At 42.8% G+C, this 16,625-nt stretch carries 21 protein-coding genes; 2 read left to right on the top strand and 19 right to left on the bottom strand.

What is annotated here, in order from left to right:
* Positions 1-26: 26 nt before the first annotated feature.
* From QGN29_RS10930 to QGN29_RS10845, 18 genes are all read right to left on the bottom strand, one after another.
* Positions 27-2,792 carry a phage tail protein gene (locus QGN29_RS10930; RefSeq protein WP_310797896.1) on the bottom strand — a complete coding sequence of 922 codons (2,766 nt, stop codon included), beginning with the start codon at positions 2,790-2,792 and terminating at the stop codon, positions 27-29.
* The gene (locus QGN29_RS10925; RefSeq protein WP_310797895.1) at positions 2,792-3,346 is read right to left on the bottom strand and encodes a hypothetical protein; all 555 of its coding nucleotides are present in this window, start codon (positions 3,344-3,346) and stop codon (positions 2,792-2,794) included. Before QGN29_RS10925 ends, QGN29_RS10930 begins: the two co-directional genes overlap by 1 nt.
* Complete coding sequence (locus QGN29_RS10920) at positions 3,343-3,906, bottom strand: hypothetical protein (protein WP_310797894.1); 564 nt, start codon at positions 3,904-3,906, stop codon at positions 3,343-3,345. The genes QGN29_RS10925 and QGN29_RS10920 overlap by 4 nt, the downstream gene beginning before the upstream one ends.
* A gap of 103 nt (positions 3,907-4,009) precedes the next feature.
* A complete protein-coding gene (locus tag QGN29_RS10915) occupies positions 4,010-5,254 on the bottom strand; it encodes a hypothetical protein (RefSeq protein ID WP_310797893.1) in 1,245 nt (414 codons plus the stop codon).
* Positions 5,255-5,320: 66 nt separating this feature from the next.
* Positions 5,321-5,833, bottom strand: coding sequence for a hypothetical protein (locus QGN29_RS10910; protein WP_310797892.1), 513 nt, complete (start codon positions 5,831-5,833; stop codon positions 5,321-5,323).
* Between the two features lie 33 nt (positions 5,834-5,866).
* Positions 5,867-6,406, bottom strand: coding sequence for a hypothetical protein (locus QGN29_RS10905; RefSeq protein WP_310797891.1), 540 nt, complete (start codon positions 6,404-6,406; stop codon positions 5,867-5,869).
* 334 nt (positions 6,407-6,740) lie between these two features.
* Positions 6,741-7,082 (bottom strand): hypothetical protein, encoded by a 342-nt coding sequence (locus tag QGN29_RS10900; RefSeq protein WP_310797890.1) that lies wholly within the window; start codon positions 7,080-7,082, stop codon positions 6,741-6,743.
* A gap of 9 nt (positions 7,083-7,091) precedes the next feature.
* Complete coding sequence (locus QGN29_RS10895; RefSeq protein ID WP_310797889.1) at positions 7,092-7,502, bottom strand: phage major tail protein, TP901-1 family; 411 nt, start codon at positions 7,500-7,502, stop codon at positions 7,092-7,094.
* A gap of 65 nt (positions 7,503-7,567) precedes the next feature.
* Positions 7,568-8,017: a DUF3168 domain-containing protein gene (locus tag QGN29_RS10890; protein ID WP_310797888.1), complete on the bottom strand. Its 450-nt coding sequence runs from the start codon at positions 8,015-8,017 to the stop codon at positions 7,568-7,570.
* Complete coding sequence (locus QGN29_RS10885; RefSeq protein ID WP_310797887.1) at positions 8,014-8,403, bottom strand: phage head closure protein; 390 nt, start codon at positions 8,401-8,403, stop codon at positions 8,014-8,016. Before QGN29_RS10885 ends, QGN29_RS10890 begins: the two co-directional genes overlap by 4 nt.
* Complete coding sequence (locus tag QGN29_RS10880; RefSeq protein ID WP_310797886.1) at positions 8,400-9,029, bottom strand: head-tail connector protein; 630 nt, start codon at positions 9,027-9,029, stop codon at positions 8,400-8,402. Before QGN29_RS10880 ends, QGN29_RS10885 begins: the two co-directional genes overlap by 4 nt.
* A 70-nt stretch (positions 9,030-9,099) precedes the next feature.
* Entirely contained in the window at positions 9,100-9,411 is a 312-nt protein-coding gene (locus tag QGN29_RS10875; protein ID WP_310797885.1) for a hypothetical protein, read from the bottom strand.
* Between the two features lie 223 nt (positions 9,412-9,634).
* Positions 9,635-10,774 carry a phage major capsid protein gene (locus QGN29_RS10870; protein ID WP_310797884.1) on the bottom strand — a complete coding sequence of 380 codons (1,140 nt, stop codon included), beginning with the start codon at positions 10,772-10,774 and terminating at the stop codon, positions 9,635-9,637.
* Between the two features lie 82 nt (positions 10,775-10,856).
* Positions 10,857-11,387, bottom strand: a complete 531-nt coding sequence (locus QGN29_RS10865) for an HK97 family phage prohead protease (protein ID WP_310797883.1) — start codon at positions 11,385-11,387, stop codon at positions 10,857-10,859.
* Positions 11,380-12,555, bottom strand: a complete 1,176-nt coding sequence (locus QGN29_RS10860; protein ID WP_310797882.1) for a phage portal protein — start codon at positions 12,553-12,555, stop codon at positions 11,380-11,382. Before QGN29_RS10860 ends, QGN29_RS10865 begins: the two co-directional genes overlap by 8 nt.
* A gap of 32 nt (positions 12,556-12,587) precedes the next feature.
* On the bottom strand, positions 12,588-13,892 hold the full coding sequence (locus QGN29_RS10855) for a DNA-packaging protein (RefSeq protein ID WP_310797881.1): 1,305 nt from the start codon (positions 13,890-13,892) through the stop codon (positions 12,588-12,590).
* Positions 13,840-14,271, bottom strand: coding sequence for a hypothetical protein (locus tag QGN29_RS10850; RefSeq protein ID WP_310797880.1), 432 nt, complete (start codon positions 14,269-14,271; stop codon positions 13,840-13,842). Before QGN29_RS10850 ends, QGN29_RS10855 begins: the two co-directional genes overlap by 53 nt.
* Before the next feature lie 170 nt (positions 14,272-14,441).
* Complete coding sequence (locus QGN29_RS10845; RefSeq protein ID WP_310797879.1) at positions 14,442-14,924, bottom strand: hypothetical protein; 483 nt, start codon at positions 14,922-14,924, stop codon at positions 14,442-14,444.
* 189 nt (positions 14,925-15,113) lie between these two features.
* Between QGN29_RS10845 and QGN29_RS10840 the strand changes: the two genes are divergently transcribed.
* Positions 15,114-15,755: an XRE family transcriptional regulator gene (locus QGN29_RS10840; protein WP_310797878.1), complete on the top strand. Its 642-nt coding sequence runs from the start codon at positions 15,114-15,116 to the stop codon at positions 15,753-15,755.
* A complete protein-coding gene (locus QGN29_RS10835; protein WP_310797877.1) occupies positions 15,755-15,955 on the top strand; it encodes a hypothetical protein in 201 nt (66 codons plus the stop codon). Before QGN29_RS10840 ends, QGN29_RS10835 begins: the two co-directional genes overlap by 1 nt.
* Here the strand turns inward: QGN29_RS10835 and maiA are convergent.
* Positions 15,952-16,599, bottom strand: coding sequence for a maleylacetoacetate isomerase (gene maiA, locus QGN29_RS10830; protein WP_310797876.1), 648 nt, complete (start codon positions 16,597-16,599; stop codon positions 15,952-15,954). The genes QGN29_RS10835 and maiA overlap by 4 nt on opposite strands.
* Positions 16,600-16,625: the final 26 nt, after the last annotated feature.

Raw genomic sequence — 16,625 nt, 5'->3', positions numbered from 1 at the left:
TCCGTGATCGATGACGATGTTATTCTCTAAGTGTAGGGACGGTGACTTAAGCGCTCTTCTAGGATCGACACTCGCCTTAGAAGATCTTGATAACTTGAATGCAGGCTTTTTATCGCCTCAGTGTTGAGAACCGTAACCTTGGGATAGGCAATATAGTGGCGTCCCCGAGAATCCCGCATGCATAAATTAGGGGCTATCGCCCTAACTTCGCTATAATCAAACCCATAGGAAGGTAGGCCTATAACAGCAGCTTCCGTCTTTTGGTAACCGGCGAGCCTGAGGGTTAGTGCCAACCCATTCGTTAGAGGGGTAACATCCTCTGGCCTCGTATCCAGCGAGAGCTGATATGCCTCTCCAGCTTTAACTTCTTCGACGACTGTCACCTCTTTCGCAAAAAAACCCGAACCATATTTATTCACAGAAAAAGCAGCGCCCCATGATCCAACTTGGATCATATTGTCCGTTCTGATCAAACTTGTGCCCGTATAAATACCGCTAGAAAATCCGGATGTTGAATTAATCCGCAGCCATTGATCATAGGTCTCAAAGGCCTTTTTATTACTAAACCAAAATCCGCCACCCACGTGAAATCGAAAGATTTCCTTATTTTCACTAGGCCAAACAACTCGGCAGTGGCCCAGATAATTATCAACGTAATAGTCAGGAAAAACACTGGCACCTTTCAATTTGATCTGCCCACCTTCGTGGAGAGAATCTTGGGCAGAAACAATTAACTCGCCTCCACTGGCTTGGAGGGTTCTCACATCGATATCCAAACCCTCAACTGAAGAAGGGTCTAGTTTGGTCGTATTATGCTCTGATAATTCTCTTCCTATTTGGGCATCGTTATCCACGTCCCCTGCCTCTCTACCGGCGACAGATTCAGTATCAGCCGCAATGACTGTCGTGGGGTAATCAGGGAGTGCAGCGGTCAAGAATGAAATTTCTGAGACTTGGCCCAACGCGGTCCGATAGGATACCCTAATATCATAAGATCTATTATCCTTCAGGCCTTTAATTTTAGCCGTTGAAACCTCTTTTGGGATAACCAGCGTTTCAGTATAGGCCTCCTCTTCCGCCTCTGGTGCTTGACCCGTCCTATGGGCACGCCACGCGATTTCAATGAAATCAATACCCGATGTTAGACTTGGGGTCGTCCATGTCAGATCAAATCCGAACAGAGCTGTACCATCAGAATTTCTTTCCTTGAAAGCGGCTGCTGACAGATCATCCACACTCTCAGGTATTTCCCATTCTTTACCTACCTTAGGTGAATAGGGTTCTTGCTCTGAGGTGACACCGTAAACAGAAGCCTCATAAAGATGCAGATCTACGACAGGATCGAGGCCATGACCAAAAGCAATATTCTCAACCCTAAACAAGGCCGTAGCCTCTGTATAGTTTGGTAAAGATAGGGAAATCACATCCCCTGGCTCTAGTAAAATGGCACGGGGACTAAGAGGTAGGCTTCTGATCGATGTTTTAACTCTACTCTTTCGAACAAGAAATTCTGCGAACGCTTGCGCTTGGTAAAAATCAGAAATGGCTTCAACTTTGCGGCGACTATGAAGTTTTTGATTTTGATCCTCTGCTAGATAGCCTTGATAAATACTATTTGATGCTTTGCTGAAAGGTGGCCAGCTGACAGCATCAGCTTCATAATTTTTATTCGCATTCAAAAATTCTATGGTGACTTGATTATAGCGGTCTTTTAGGCCTCCATATGAAATCTTTACATCCCCCATGATATCATGCCCATCAAAATGAGCTACAACATCATTCTGTGTGACTGAATGTTCTAAGATAATTTTATGTTTGCCATTTGACCATGGCATTGACCAAGCAAGTCCTTCCAGAAGCAATCGCATATTCTCGACGGCTGGCCGCTTAGGATCCAGAGCAATGTGTGCCTCATGACGTCTTAGCGTTCTGATCCCAGCCGTTTGTTTTGGCCTGTAATCAGGGTAACGATCCCCCTGATTGATTTCCATCCATTCATTATAACGATCATCAAAAATTCTTCCTGGTTGAACTTCTTCGTGTCGCATGACATCGGGAATATCTAACAGCGTGGCATCACAGTAAGTTGCTGCTTGTTTCCAACTCTCCCAATCAATTTCTTCCGCGTTTGCCCCGATGCCATACTCGGCCATAAGATAATCCAGAGCGATTAATATTGAATTTTCACTATAAGCCCAGGTTGAAGGGTCCGAAGCGAGCTGATCTCTCTGTCTTGGATCATAGACTGCCCTGCCCTTTACAAGTGCTTCCGTACTAGGTTCTGCCCTAAAAAGGGGTTTATTCTTGGAGGCATAAAAACGGTGTACACTATAGCAAATATCAAACCCGCGGTGTTGTGTTGTCCACTGAGATCCCTCTACCCTCGATAACTCAACAATAGCCTTTTGGCGTGGTCTCCCCAATTGTGAATGGGCTCTAATATAAGGTCGCCTTGTAAATTTTCTGCTTCTGCTATCTTCACCGTCAACCCATAGCTGCTCAATAGATGTCAGCGGCCCTAAGCCCCATACATCTACTTTATAAAGCCAGTCTGAATATGGTCTTCGCTCTTCATAAGCGCGCGAGAGAGGTAACAACTCTTGATCATATTTTCCTGATTGAACTGGCATATGATCCCTTGAAACACATTTATAAACAGTAATCGGGGTCATTTTGACGGTCCCGTATACAATTTTCAATCCAGCGGTGGCCCCAGATGTATCAATGCCTACTGTCCGGTCCTGTTTGGGCCCCGAGAAGAAAACGCGAAAAAGAGTGCTTAAAAGTCCCATTAAACTTCGCCTCCCCATCCCAAAATTTTCTTCGTATCATAAGAAAATTCAAAAAACTTATCGGTTGAATGGTTTTTTTGATGCTCTGCTGGATTTGCCAGTCGGCCTGATGTTTTATTGGGTTTTGACCACGGACTAGACAAAACCACTGTGATAAGCTCTCTTTTAGGGTTTTGATGGTGTGTCCAATGGTCGAAATAGCCTTTATAAACATCAATCGCCCTATGGCTCACAGGCTGTCCATCCTCTGTGAAGAGAACCAACTTCAATGAAACACCTTGCCCAAAGATATCAGGACGAGAGAATAAATCTTGTAACTCAGTTTGCTGTTGAGTGAAGGTTAAAGAAAGATCTTGAACTTTGATACCCTGACTTCTGGAGAGCATGGGAATTGATTGAATATGAGCAGAGGCTAGATAAGACTTATCTTCAACAACCACATCATCCGCATGCGTTGTTAAATAGGTTTCAAATGGCAGGTCAACCAACCAGGCATAGGTGAGGGTCGGCGCGCTCAGAGCCACCATCTGATCATGGGTTATTGCTATCATCATTCTAACCTTTCAATAAATGTGAGATTAATGTGATTTAAGCCATCGGGTTTAACCTCAATTGACTGATGATCACTCTTTAATGATGCGGCCATATAGACTAGGTGATCATCTCGACTTGATGTTGACGGAACAATGAGGCTTCCACCTTCATTTAAAGGTCTCGGCGCAACAGTGGGGGATGCGCCAGACAGGCTTGTCACCACGTATAACTTACTGTGATTGCTATAGTTAACATAGCTCCCTACGGTTAAATCTGAAGACCCTGCGTCTGGGAAGAGAGGGATACGACAATAGCCTATCCGACCTTGCATTTTCTCTAGAAAGCCAATCATTCTTAAAGCCTGTTCTGCGCGCATGGGGGAGAATGTTAAGTGCATTTCGAACCATTGAGCGCCCGTAGCTTTTGTCATAATGCGGCCGCTTAAAGCTTGTGAAAATTGAGATTGACGGTGACTGGTCATTGTCTGAGAAACGATCCGCGCTTCAGATAGAGAAGACGTCGGCCTGGCAAAGGGCAATTCTGGTAAAGCCAGAACTTCTGCACGAGACAGAGTGGGCATAAAATACTCCTTCTATAAAAATAGCCACCAAATTGGCAGCTGATTAAGAGAATTGATGAGAGAAAATGATAGTCATATCCCCCTAATGAGGATGATATGCTGTTCAGTCCGGAAAAGGAGAGATTAGACAATGCTCTCGATACAGTTCAGTGAGTTGATTTTTAAAGGATTGACGTGCCTTATGAATTGTTTCTTCAGAAACATCACCGGTAACATTCACTGTAACATCAGGTTTAAAAGAACGATCGATAGCGGCGGGAGAAGCGCTTTGGGGTTTCATCCCTTTCATAAAGGCTTTTAAATCTAAATTTGTTTCCTTTGCTAAAACACGCTCGCCTCCCTGTAGATAGTAGCTACCACTTCCAGGAACGAAAGATACTCCGTTGTGAAATTGCCCCTTAATTGTTTGTATAACTTTCTTACCCTGTGCTGCAGCTTGTGCCATCAACACAAGATTGAGAGGAAAGCCTGCTTTCATAGCTTGTGCAATATTTTCCTGCATGGCAATACCCGCTGTATAGAGAGCTTTACCCTTCTCTTCAGCCTTCAATAGCTTATGGCCTTTTTTCGTCTCGGCCAGTATTGAAGAGAGCGTGTCCTTAGTGGGTTGCTTTAACTCTATTGTCTGACCAACGGAACTCTGTGGCAGAAATTGCTGAGACGGTTTAGCTAAAGTCGGTAAAGTTTGATCTTCTTTAGTCAGTTCTGAAGAAAGTGATGTTTGCGAGAAAGTGAATGGCAGAGAAGGAGTATGTTGCCTTGGCTGAAATATTTCTCCCAAACAGGCTCGAATAGAAGCAATATCAGCTCTTATTTCTTCAAGACAGGTAAGCTGTCGCGAGAAGACAGACAGATCAATTTGAGGCCGGGGGCCACCGTTGTTGGTAGAAGCTAACAAAGACTGATCAAGCTTGTTAATAAGCGATTGATACCCTTCATCCTCTTGAATTTCACTGTGAGATAAGGATTTATTCTTATCTAAATAGGTCAGCGTGTCGCGCCCTTCTTCTGTCCAGCGATTGGCACCATCCATTTTATGGATAACATCATTAAAGGCTTGCTGATGTGGGTATCCCTCAATCTCCTCACTCTGTGCATAATTTCTAACAACCTGTCTTGGAGCATACTTGAAGGCTTCAAACTTATGCCCTGCTTTTCTTCTAACAGTAAAGTCTTCTAAGGCTTGTTCAGCGGCATTTTTCTCAAACGCTGAAATTATCGTTACAACTGTATCCAGGAGAGTTAATCCTTCGGCAAGAGGAAAATCTTTATATTTTTTTTTGAGTCTAATTAAAATGTTCCTGCTATTTTTAACGGCTTTCTTTAAGATAACTAACAAGGATTTCATACTTATATATCTCCATAAAAAAAGGAGAGCAACGCTCTCCTTACCTTCGTATAGGCAAACCTGACCTTAGTTTTTGAAAAGCCCTTTTTTATATAGAATCGGAATGTTATTCCACGGCATAACACTCAAAGAATAATGCTTATCATCAGATGAATTTAAAGTGAGTGTTAAAGCACTAGATTCGAACAATTTCCTCAATATTCCCTGAATAGCATTCCCCTTAGCAATTAAACAAAGCTGCGGTATATTGATCACACCACATCGAGCTGTAATGTCAGGGGATCCAGGCAACAGTATTTCGATAGTTTCAGGCATTTTTTCAGGATAATTTACTGCATGGATAAAAAGAATTTTTTCCCCATTCTTCATTTGCACCACTTCTAGGTAAGCTTTATACTCCCGTAATTCCAGTGAATAGAATAAATAGGTCTTTAAACAGAGTTTCATGGTAGTCCAGGGATCATCAACACACCCCTTCATGCCCATTGTATAGGTATCCCAATCTTGAAGAGTGTCAGACGCTTTAGAAAATTGACTGAAAAGTGTGAGTAGGATTATAGTTATCGATATTCTAAACATTATATAATTCCTGAAGGTGAGTAACAAAACAATCTACTCCAGACTTAGAGGCGGAAATTTAACCTTCTCAGCAATGGCCGTTTTAAATGTGATCTGAAATGTATCTTTTGTGGTTGTGTGAATAAGAAGCGACATTGATTTGCTGGTTTTTAGCTTATTAATAACACCATTCACTCTGAATCCTTCAGCAAGAAGGCAAGCCGGTTCTATGACCAAAATACACTTAAACTTGATGAATGGATCATCGTCAAAGCGGAACTCTATATCCTCAAATTCCATTAACTCAGGCAACCCTAGATAAGCGCGTCGATCTCCCCTACTATTTTGTCGAATATTGAAGGTAAGAAAGAAATCATCTTCAGGGCCATTTAACAGATAAGCTGTTGATTGACATTCTTTAATATATACATAGTTAACCCGATCAGATTTATCCGCAAATATGTCAGAAAAATCTTTCAGTCTTTCAGTCCTACACTTATACTGCCACAGTAACGGATCATTGACCGGATAATCTGCTGCAAACAACATAACAATTGGAACTACTAAAATAGTAAAAAATGTCTTCAGGATCATTACTCTAAACTCCTAAAACTACTTCAACGTTAAATACTATTATTAAGTGAGTCAATACATCTTTAAATTTTATTCATAAAAATAGTGACCTAGAAATATCAAGGCACATATTCCTTAAAAAGTGTCGTCATTCTCTCTCTTGTCATTTGTGGTGCTTTTAAATCTTTATCAGGATCAATTCCCTGGGACCGTTGCCACGCTCTGTAACTATATAGTAATTCTGGGAAAGTATACTGATGTAGACAGGCAGGAGAGATGCAGCAAAGGGCGGCCATTTCATAAAGCCCGCCCCAATCAATAACTTCTATAGACGCCACTTTCCCTTCAAGCTGTTCTACCTCATCTTGGGCTTTCCCGGCCCCTCCCTTGGATTTAAGGTCTGGTTGAAACAAGTTGCCACTTTTTCTATAAGCAAAGATAAATCTGCCTGATGAAAGGCATTAAAAGCCTGCAGTTCTGCTTCCTTACTGCCTGCCTTTTCTCCTAACATTACAGCCAAGATGGTCAAAAAGTTACCAACCCTCAGGCTATTTCCTTCAAAGGTTTTATCCCAAAAAGTGAAAAGAGAGCAGTCTCCAAAATCTTCAAGATCTTGCATCCCTCCAAGGGTAAGCCTGAGTGTAAAAATATCTTCACCAACCTTTAAGCTGGTTTCGCCAACTGCATGATGCGCCATTAAAGCCTCCTATCTGCTATAAGCCACCAAACCCGCACTTTCTAAGCTGAGGGAATAAGTGACTTCCCCATTATGTTCACCGCTCATTTCAAAAGTCGTGAGAGCAAAAGGCGCCGTATAACTGCCCATCCCAGGAACCACTAATTGCCAAGTATGTATAATTCCAGTCAGAGCGACACCATTCACGAATTTAATAGTTTCATCACTCATAAAAATACCTGAGCCTGAAGTAGACAGAGACTTAATACCTGCCCCGTCTAGCAATTCTCTATAGCCTCTGGAATTTTTTGACGTGATATCGACAGTTTCACCATTGATCGAAAAACTATTCGATCGGAACCCGCCAATCTGTAGAAAACTGCCTTCGTTGGACATATCTTCAACAAGCAACAGAAAGTCTTTTCCTTTTTGTGGAATCATTTGGATCTCCTTTAAAATATCATCAATCATGATCGATGAAATATGTTGTCATATTTATGTGTAAGTCATAGAAAGTTTAATGAGTGGGAGCCTACGACAGCATGGACTGTCACTGAAAATATCAGCGTCCCCTTCATTAGAATGGTATTTTTTTGGTGCAGTTGCGTAACCTTAGCGCTGTCTACCGTATAATAAGATACAGATACTTCTGTTCCATCTTCAGAGGGTACTATGAGACTCTCCTTCAGAACCTCCCTAAGAGAGTCCATGATTTCTTTTACTTCTAATTGGCCTAAATTCTCAGACCAAATGGCTAAAGTTACTGTAATTTTCATCCCGGAACTGGATTTAGTATCAACAGGTCTAAAACCCGTTTCTTCAAAACAGACATAGGGCAATGGCGCATTTTCAGGAGGGTAATCATAAAGCCGCACTCCTGCAGTAGTTAAGGCCTCAGACGTCATGAGTTTTTCATAGAGGGACGTGTGAACAGCTGAGAGGATTTTGGGACTCATACTCCCTCCTCTTCTGCACCGTTCAAAGACGCTGTCTCTGGTAGGGCTGTCGTTTGCACTTCAAGGAAGCGTTGATCCCCATCTGGATCCCTGAATGCATACACTGTATAAAGCGTATCTTCCCATTCAATCCGTTTCGTCGCCCTATATGTAGGACTATTGTAGAGAATGAAATTTACCGCACTCTCTCGCCAGTGAGTTGAAGCACGAGAAACTGAGGAACTATACCGACTGCTCACAGCTGCCCAGACATTTTCTATAATGGCATATGTTTTGAGAATTTGACCGCCTCTCCCTGTACGGTGCGTTTCTCGGTAAAGACGTATAGATTTATTCATATGACCAAGAATAATTTTAGATTTTTTTTCAAAGTATGGTTTCATCATAAGGAAACCCTTCGATAGGGAGACCAGAGACTATAAGCTCCGCTGGCTTTTTCTGCATTTCTTAAGTCACCACCGCGATTGCTATACAGAAACGTCATCATTTCTAAAAGCCCGTGCCTAATCAACATAGGCACATCGAAACTATGATCTCCAAAACCGACAATATAGCTGATGTATATGCCTTCTGTGTTAATTTTTGGTGCTGGCCAGATCAGACCTTCTTTAAGGATCAGTCTTGGTTCCAATCCCCCTGACCATCGATAATAGTCACGGCCCCATTCTTCAGCATCTGATTCTGAATTTAGAATGGACACTTCAGAAACCTCAAGTAAGGGTCTTTGCGGTATTTTAACCCCTCCATTACTATCAAAAACATCCCGGAGAGCCCCGTCAGATACCCCCTCCCACCACGGACTTTTATCTTGGTGAGGCCAGTGATCGAGCCATAGACCCCACTTTTGCCGGATCAGCGCGAGAGAATAGGTCTGCTCAAAATAACTGGTCACACTTTCAATTAAGCGCTGCAGGGTTTCGTCTTCTCCCGTGTGAGTGATCCGGAGGTGATCTTGAACGGCCTTAAGAGTTAAAGCTTGATCTTCGGGCGGATGTAATAGTTCATTTTTCATAAAACTCTCCTGAATAAGCAAAAAAAATGCCGCCCCAAAAGTGGACGGCATATGTAACGATTGTTTAAGTTTAGACGGATATTGGCCTCACAAGAGGCTTCCAGACGACTGTCGCGTGATCATCTAGAAAGACGATAAATGTTGCTAACCCGTGCTTATACAAGGTCTGTTCTTGCAATTCTTCCTGAGAGATCTTTAAATCCACTGTATCACAAGCAACCATATCAAGCCTCAAATGTAGGTCATGAATACCCGCTAAGGCACAGGCCATAACCTCTTCATATGTGCGTGCCACAGTATTTGTCAGGAAAATACTAATCAATCCATCTTCAATATCAGACTGAGCTCTAACTTTTAATATATCTGTATAGGTAAGTTCCATAGGTGCCTCTTCTGTTAAATGTTTGGATAAATTCGTATAACTTAGCGGATTAATTTTGCAACTTATTATAATATTTTATATATCTTAAAGTGTAAATATCTATAAACCTTATGGAAATCAAAGATCATAAAAAGTTGATTAGAAAGCACAAAACACCCATAAAGAGCATTTTTAATAACAAATTCTCTCTATAGGTGATTCTATTAGTGAAAAATTGATGGCATTAGGTTGCGCCAAATTTGAGTATTTTTATCGCCTCACTGTTTATGACTGCCCCACCAATTCTTCGAGTTGCATAAAAATGAACATAAGGTTTATTGCTATAGGGATCGCGTAAAACACGAGTGCCGGAGCGCTCTACAAGAAGATACCCTCGCTCGAAATTACCGAAAGCAATAGAGAGGCTATTATTAGCAACATCAGGCATCTCTTCAACCTCATAAACTGGATATCCAAGAAGCAAACTTGGAGCCCCTTCCTTCAAGCTAGCTTTCCAAAGGAAATGACCATCTGAATCCTTAAATTTTCTTATGAGCGACAATGTTTTACTATTCATCAAAAAGACAGCCCCTTTTCTATAGCGCGCTTTTAAACAGTGAATAAGATCAATCAATAGATCAGCAGGATTTTCACTGGGAAACGCCCCTTCGACACCAGAAGACAGAAACTGAATTGCACCAAAATCACGTTCCTCATCCTTTTCATCACTCATAATCGCAGTCAAAAACCCCCTTGGTTTATGGTGACCATCTCCAATGACCATAGCCGCAGATTCTTGAAGGGAAAATTCCTCTGCAACTTCATCCATCAACCAAGATTCCGCATCAAATTGTAAGTCATCAAGAGCTCTCTGTGTGGCAGCAGCGTTAGCGTATATTTCACCTGGGGTTATGGCGATTTCTTTTAAAGCGGGGCTGTCAGTAACATTTCTATTGCCGGTTTCACCAATCCAGCCTGAAGAGGCACCGCCAATACTCACTAATTTTTTATAATCTGAAGTCTCTATATTCTTAACTTTCACAAGTGATCTAAGCGGAGATAATTGTTTCAGAAGATGTTCAATTTGACTGTCAATTATTTCGGGGACGGCAAATCCCCCGTCTCCTCCCGTCGTGGTTGATAAGGCTTTTGTTTCAACATGACGCAGGGCAGATGCATCTCCTTTGATCATAAAGTCTCTGAGAAAACTATGTTTGTGAGAAGATTTCAAGGAAGTCTCACCAACCTTCTGTTGACTATGCAAAAGGGCGGGCCTTTCCATTTTCATCTCAACGTCTTCTAGCCTTTGCTGTAAACTATTCATGCTCGTTTCTGCAGCATCAGCGTATTGATCCACGGCTGATTTTATATCTGTCAGTTCCATATGTCTCTCCTTTTGTGATAAAAAAACAGGAGAACCGAGGGGGCTCTCCTGCTGATGAAATTTTTCAAAATACTCAATCCCTCTACTGATGCGAGAGTGATTTTGTGCGTGTCTCAATATGGGATATGAGCGATTGATAGTTGATACCCTGTTCTACATGCGCAGTTTTCACGTGGTGAATACGGGCCTCCTCAAGTGCAGGAAACGTAACAAGTGAAATTTCAAGCAAATCAGCCTTGTGTATTATTCTATGCCCTGTCTTTGTATTTTTTGAAGTCTCTCGAGCACGAAACCCAATGGACAGGCCATTCAGCGCGCCAAGTTTAAGGAGATCATATGCTTCCTTTCCCCGGCCAGTTAAACATAATTTCCCTTTCACAAGAAGGCCGCGAGCATCTTCTTCGATTGAAGTAAAGATACCGATTGGTTCACGATGGCAATGTTGCCATAGAAATGCAGGATGTCTCTTACTCAAACTTTGAAGAAAGCAGCCTTTTTCTATGGTATCTCCGTCCCGATCTAATTGATTAAAAAGAGACCCATAGCCCACAAAACTTCCTTCATCAGAACAAAATTTCACCTCTAAGGGGCTGATCATTTCTCTCTTAGTCATGGCAGTGCTCTCCTTCCTGAATAGGATCAAGTCCTAAGGCTTCTCTTTTTTCGTTAAGGGTCATAAAGGTCGCTTTATTCAGGCGATCAATTTTTCGGCTTCTCTTTAAGTCAAGGGCGGGAACGGCCTCTAAATCCGCCTTAAATTCTAAGTCCTCGTCATATCTGGGAAGAAGCCAGGCATTTAAATGATTAAGAATTTCTTGATGCAGAGGAAGAATTGTTTCTTCCCACAGACTTAAACGTGCCTCTGCCATATTCGAATAAGTTTGAGAGTCAGGGATACCCACAAGCTGAGACGGAACACCAAAAGCCAAAGCAATTTCCCTTGCCGACATATTCTTTCCCCGATGCCAGTCCATATCGCTCGGCGAAATTGACATATCTTGCCACTTCAAGCCGCCTTCCAAGAGTAAAGGGCGTCCAGCATTTACGGCCCCAGAATAATGATCATTGACTTGTGCCTTTAATCGCGAAAATTGGCCCTCTGTAAGGGAATCCGCGGCGTCTTCTTGATATAAAACACCGCTAGGACACCCCCCATTTTTAATGAGCGATAAGTTCCACCGACTGCTCTCATTGTGTAGATCAATGGCCGTTGCAGCAGTCTCCAGAGGAGAGAAGCCGTGCCATTCGCAGAGAGGATTAAAGCTATGCCAATGAAGCACGGATTGTCGGTCGAAATGACGCAGTTGTTCTCCTTGCCCGTAACTAAACAGCGGATCAATGGACTGCGGATATAAAGACACTTTGACAAGATCTGGCCTTAATAACCAAAGTTCCTTAGGCTGACCCTCAGGAGGCCCTAACGATAAAAGATAGCTATTGCCTGCAATGAGGTAATAGCCTGTCATATTGTATAACAAGCCTGTCCCTTTTTGCAGTGGATTTGGTTTTTTCACGAGATCAAGTGCCTTATGCCTAACCAATCTTTCCCCAGAACGGTGTAGAGTTATCGGAATTGAAGCAACTCCTCGGGCAACCATGTTTATTGATCGATTGACAATAACATTCCGCTGATAACCCTCCTTACTAAAGAGGTCATAACGGTTGAGAGATGTATCGACGCGAGGGGGTTTTACAAAATGCACTCTCCGCGTAGGGGATGGCTTTCCATGATCTCTTGATTTCTCAGATAATCGGAGCAGCCATTTTTTCAAAAATGACATTCCTATCTCCTCTTTTAAATGAATGGGGTATGTTATAGTGACTTGATTTGCAGGGTCTGATTGGTCTCTAAGACGAGAGACGTAAGCGCCCATACTAGAGCATCAAGCCGATCAGGACTCTGCGGCCTTGTATTTGCAGAAAGGTCATAATGGCACAGCTGATCTTCAAGGATTTCGAGCCTGCCAACGTGATGAACTTGACCTTTCTCATAGAGCAATGCTACAGGCTGAGCCCGAGCTAACTTACTCTGGAAAGCACGAACTGGCTTGACTTTTACGCGCTTATCTACTTGATGAATTAATGTCTCCACAAGATCACCACCTTGATTTACTTCCACGATCAATTCATCCGCTAAATACGCATAATATGTTTTGACTATCTTTTCCGTCCATTCTAAGGGCGAAAGTCCCTGAGTTGTTTCATCAGCCAAGACATAAGCCTTTTTCTTTTTGCTGAGCCCAACAACTATGCACCCGCATTCATCGGCCCCTTCCCCCGTTGAGACTGGCGGATCCACAGCTATCGCAACTCGCTCTAACAGAGGGGCAGTGTCAACACGATAACGATCGATTAAACCTTGCGTCCATAGGGCCCCAGACAGTTCCTCAAGAATTTCTGCATAAAGTTCCTGTCTGCCTTGCCGTGTTCCTTCATATTTCGATAGAATCATTTGTTGAAAGCTGGGCGCCAGATTGGTCAAATTATCAAATGTAGTGCCGCGAGTTACATGCACGTCTGGGTCCACAAGCAAAGCCTTCACTAAGCCAAGCGGACGGGGTGTCGTCGTGATACAGGTCCGTGGCCGCTTTCCCAGTCGAAGCCCAAACAGCAACATATCCCAACATTGATCTAATTGACGCCATGCAGCCAGTTCATCTAGCCATGCAGCATCATGTTGCGGACCTCTAAGCCGATCTGGTTCTTCTGCAGAATAAAGAAACGCTTTAGCGCCATTTGGCCAAGTGAGACAGGCTTTTGCCGGCTCATAAGAAGGCCGAAACCAAGGCGGTGAAATCGCAAGCAACCCGCTCTCTCCTTCAACCATAGTGTATCTTGCATCAGACGCTGTAGGCGCAACCAGAGCAATCCGGCTTGCCTGCCCTGTCTCGATGAGATATCGAACCCATTCTGCCCCGGTTCTGGTTTTCCCAAAGCCCCGGCCGGCAAGAAGGAGCCAGTGTATCCATTCACCTTCAGGTGCTAATTGATCATTACGCGCCCAAAATGCCCATGAATAGCGTAACATTTCAGTTTCAGTACTTGTTAGGCTTCTTATTGCCTCTTCAATGGTCGGCTTTGGAAGTTTTCTGAATGAGTTTGCTGATAAGAGCCTCATGAGCTTGCTCCAGCCCCTCCGAAACGGGGTCCTTCTCGGTCACTTTATCTTTAAATTTACCTGGTCGCCTTGCTTTTAGCATCAAAACCAGCAGGCTATCTGAATAGTCACGAACACTTCCGATAGGTTTACCACCGAAATAGACAGGCCGCTCTACGCCTTCCAGAGCTCTTCTATAAGCCTCATCCTCTAGACGATCTGTTCCGGCCTCAACCGCAGCGTCCCATTCAACAGCAAAGGCCGGATCTGAGGTGCGCCACTTATAAACAGTCGAAGGGGAAACACGCGCTTGTTCTGCAGCAAAACTAACTGTAGCCCCAGTGCTGAGTGACGATAAAAATCGCTTCACCCGCGCTGAGGACTTTTTCCTATTACGCACCATATATATCCATATGAAAGAAAGAAGACTAAACCAAATTGAAGAGTATAAAAACCGATCAAAGCAAGGTATCTGCTGATCAGTAAGGGAAAAATAGTCGTTATATCAATTAGGATGTTTCATATGCCACATATGGTTGCAAATGTCAACAATTTAATTGTTTTTAATTGTTATTTCATTCTCTGTTGGTCTAGTACAGCACGCATAAAAGAGAGAGCTGCCTTATATCTGCGCCACAATTGAATACGCGAAAGCAGGACTGGACGCAGAGAGAAAGCGACTCTTTTCCACGGCATCTTTTCTTTCGATGATAGACGTGCTCGCCCATTGAGGTGCCAACACCCCCAAAATACCAATTGCCTATCAAGCGGATCTGGGAGCAACCTTAGCCATTCCAAAATATCAATATATCGATCAATATGTCTTGGATCTAAAGAGGCTTTATTATAAGAATTTTTCTTTATAGTATTGTTATTATTATATAAGTTTGAACTTTTTGTATCCCATATGGTCTTTCTCATTCTTAGAAAGCCTTGCTCTTTATCTGGTAAACATCTCAATGTCCAAGTCGCTTCAACCAGAAAAGCTTCCACCTGTTCAGAGGTCCATTGACTGCCAAGCTGCTCTTTTGGTGTGAATATATCTCCTGTCATAATTTAACTCCTTACTCAATACAAAAACCACCGAAGTAGTTCTCTTAACTCACTCAAGAGACTCTCCGGCGAGAAACAATAACAAAATTATTTGTTATAATAAAATGTTTTTAATTGTTTTCTCAGGGAAAATTCTTTATGAACAGTCATAGTGACAATAGTAAAAGGCAAGAATAAATGGACAGTCTTATGAATTCATTGGGGAAACGCGTCTCTTATCGACGACGTATCTTAGGCCTCTCTCAAAGAGAATTAGGAAAGCAAATTGGCATTTCTCAACAAGCTATAGAGCGGTTAGAAAACGATGCGACTAAAAACCCGCGCAATCTACTCAAACTTGCTGATAGCTTAGGTCTTGACCCCCATGAACTTGTACACGGCACAACAGCAGACCGATTAATGACCTTAAAAGAGGACAGCATCCCTCCTTATGCCCCCTCCCATAACTCTTTGAGAGATTTGCCTGTTATGGGGGCCGCACAAGGGGGCCCTGACGGGAATTTAATAATGAATGACGACCCGATTGACTGGACAGACAGACCTCAAACACTTTTGGGCGTCACTGAGGCTTTTGCGGTTTATATTACAGGGGATAGTATGAGCCCCAAATATGAAGATGGTGATTTGCTCTACATCCACCCGAACCGCCCTTTTAAAAAAGGCCGATATGTTGTAATAGAAACCACCGATCAACGGGGATATATCAAGCAATTCAGAAAGTGGGATGAAACAGATCTCATTGTTCGTCAATTCAATCCAGCAAAGGATCTCAGAATTCCTCGGGCTTCAATCGAACGTGTAATGCTGGTTATAGGCAGTATGGATAGTTAATGCCAGACGTAGAAGTAATCTTTCAAAAGGGTCTTTTTACAGGCCTTAGGCCATGGGATCGCAACTATCTAACACGTCTAGGATTGGTACATTTAGATCCAGGCCAACTGGAAAGAGCTCGCCCCATGTTCAGGAATAAGCGGATTAGGGTTCGCCTTTGCCATGCGATGACCGAAACGACCTTAATCCTTTCACTTTAGGGAGCGTCAGCTTGGTTTTCAGGCAACGACTTTTTAAACGCTTCATGCTTAATGAGCTCGCTATAAACTCCCTCAATTAACGGGAATGAAGTAAGGTCTACGTTGAATCGATATGCATTCCAAACTTGAGGCACTAAGTATACATCCGCGAGAGAAACGGACCTTCCATAGCAGTATCTCCCTTCACAGCCATAGGTTTTCATCAAGGCTTCTAAAGCCGTAAACCCTTCAACAATCCAATGCTGATACCAAGCGTTAACAGCTGCATCGCCCTGTTCTAAATTTTTCTTAAGATATTGCAAAACAGACAAATTGTTCAAGGGGTGTACATCACAGGCGATCAAATTACAAAGCTGCCTAATCTTTGTTCTATCATCTAAATCAGCCGGCATGAGCGGTATGTCAGTATAGGCCTCTTCTAGATAATCCAAAATTGCAGGGCTCTGACTAATTTTCAGATCCCCATCGATGAAATATGGCACCCTTCCCTGGGGGTTGAGTGCTAAAAATTCATCCGTTTTATTTGCAGCAACTTCAGGATGAAGATTCACTGACTTTTGGACATAATCGATACCTTTCAAAGCCAAAGAAATTCTGACACGAAAGGCAGCACTCGATCTAAAATACCCATAAAGTGTACGCATGTTTTTCCCTCAAGAAAGCCAGCAGA

The organism is Temperatibacter marinus (assembly GCF_031598375.1).
GTDB lineage: Bacteria > Pseudomonadota > Alphaproteobacteria > Sphingomonadales > Kordiimonadaceae > Temperatibacter > Temperatibacter marinus.
The sequence above is the reverse complement of the archived record's forward strand: the minus strand, read 5'-3'. Positions and strand labels throughout refer to the sequence as shown.

Excerpts from the sequence above, each read along its gene's own strand:
- QGN29_RS10930 (WP_310797896.1), bottom strand. The coding sequence starts at position 2,792 with ATGGGACTTTTAAGCACTCTTTTTCGCGTTTTCTTCTCGGGGCCCAAA.
- QGN29_RS10925 (WP_310797895.1), bottom strand. The coding sequence starts at position 3,346 with ATGATGATAGCAATAACCCATGATCAGATGGTGGCTCTGAGCGCGCCG.
- QGN29_RS10920 (WP_310797894.1), bottom strand. The coding sequence starts at position 3,906 with ATGCCCACTCTGTCTCGTGCAGAAGTTCTGGCTTTACCAGAATTGCCC.
- QGN29_RS10915 (WP_310797893.1), bottom strand. The coding sequence starts at position 5,254 with ATGAAATCCTTGTTAGTTATCTTAAAGAAAGCCGTTAAAAATAGCAGG.
- QGN29_RS10910 (WP_310797892.1), bottom strand. The coding sequence starts at position 5,833 with ATGTTTAGAATATCGATAACTATAATCCTACTCACACTTTTCAGTCAA.
- QGN29_RS10905 (WP_310797891.1), bottom strand. The coding sequence starts at position 6,406 with ATGATCCTGAAGACATTTTTTACTATTTTAGTAGTTCCAATTGTTATG.
- QGN29_RS10900 (WP_310797890.1), bottom strand. The coding sequence starts at position 7,082 with ATGGCGCATCATGCAGTTGGCGAAACCAGCTTAAAGGTTGGTGAAGAT.
- QGN29_RS10895 (WP_310797889.1), bottom strand. The coding sequence starts at position 7,502 with ATGATTCCACAAAAAGGAAAAGACTTTCTGTTGCTTGTTGAAGATATG.
- QGN29_RS10890 (WP_310797888.1), bottom strand. The coding sequence starts at position 8,017 with ATGAGTCCCAAAATCCTCTCAGCTGTTCACACGTCCCTCTATGAAAAA.
- QGN29_RS10885 (WP_310797887.1), bottom strand. The coding sequence starts at position 8,403 with ATGATGAAACCATACTTTGAAAAAAAATCTAAAATTATTCTTGGTCAT.
- QGN29_RS10880 (WP_310797886.1), bottom strand. The coding sequence starts at position 9,029 with ATGAAAAATGAACTATTACATCCGCCCGAAGATCAAGCTTTAACTCTT.
- QGN29_RS10875 (WP_310797885.1), bottom strand. The coding sequence starts at position 9,411 with ATGGAACTTACCTATACAGATATATTAAAAGTTAGAGCTCAGTCTGAT.
- QGN29_RS10870 (WP_310797884.1), bottom strand. The coding sequence starts at position 10,774 with ATGGAACTGACAGATATAAAATCAGCCGTGGATCAATACGCTGATGCT.
- QGN29_RS10865 (WP_310797883.1), bottom strand. The coding sequence starts at position 11,387 with ATGACTAAGAGAGAAATGATCAGCCCCTTAGAGGTGAAATTTTGTTCT.
- QGN29_RS10860 (WP_310797882.1), bottom strand. The coding sequence starts at position 12,555 with ATGTCATTTTTGAAAAAATGGCTGCTCCGATTATCTGAGAAATCAAGA.
- QGN29_RS10855 (WP_310797881.1), bottom strand. The coding sequence starts at position 13,892 with ATGAGGCTCTTATCAGCAAACTCATTCAGAAAACTTCCAAAGCCGACC.
- QGN29_RS10845 (WP_310797879.1), bottom strand. The coding sequence starts at position 14,924 with ATGACAGGAGATATATTCACACCAAAAGAGCAGCTTGGCAGTCAATGG.
- QGN29_RS10840 (WP_310797878.1), top strand. The coding sequence starts at position 15,114 with ATGAATTCATTGGGGAAACGCGTCTCTTATCGACGACGTATCTTAGGC.
- QGN29_RS10835 (WP_310797877.1), top strand. The coding sequence starts at position 15,755 with ATGCCAGACGTAGAAGTAATCTTTCAAAAGGGTCTTTTTACAGGCCTT.
- maiA (WP_310797876.1), bottom strand. The coding sequence starts at position 16,599 with ATGCGTACACTTTATGGGTATTTTAGATCGAGTGCTGCCTTTCGTGTC.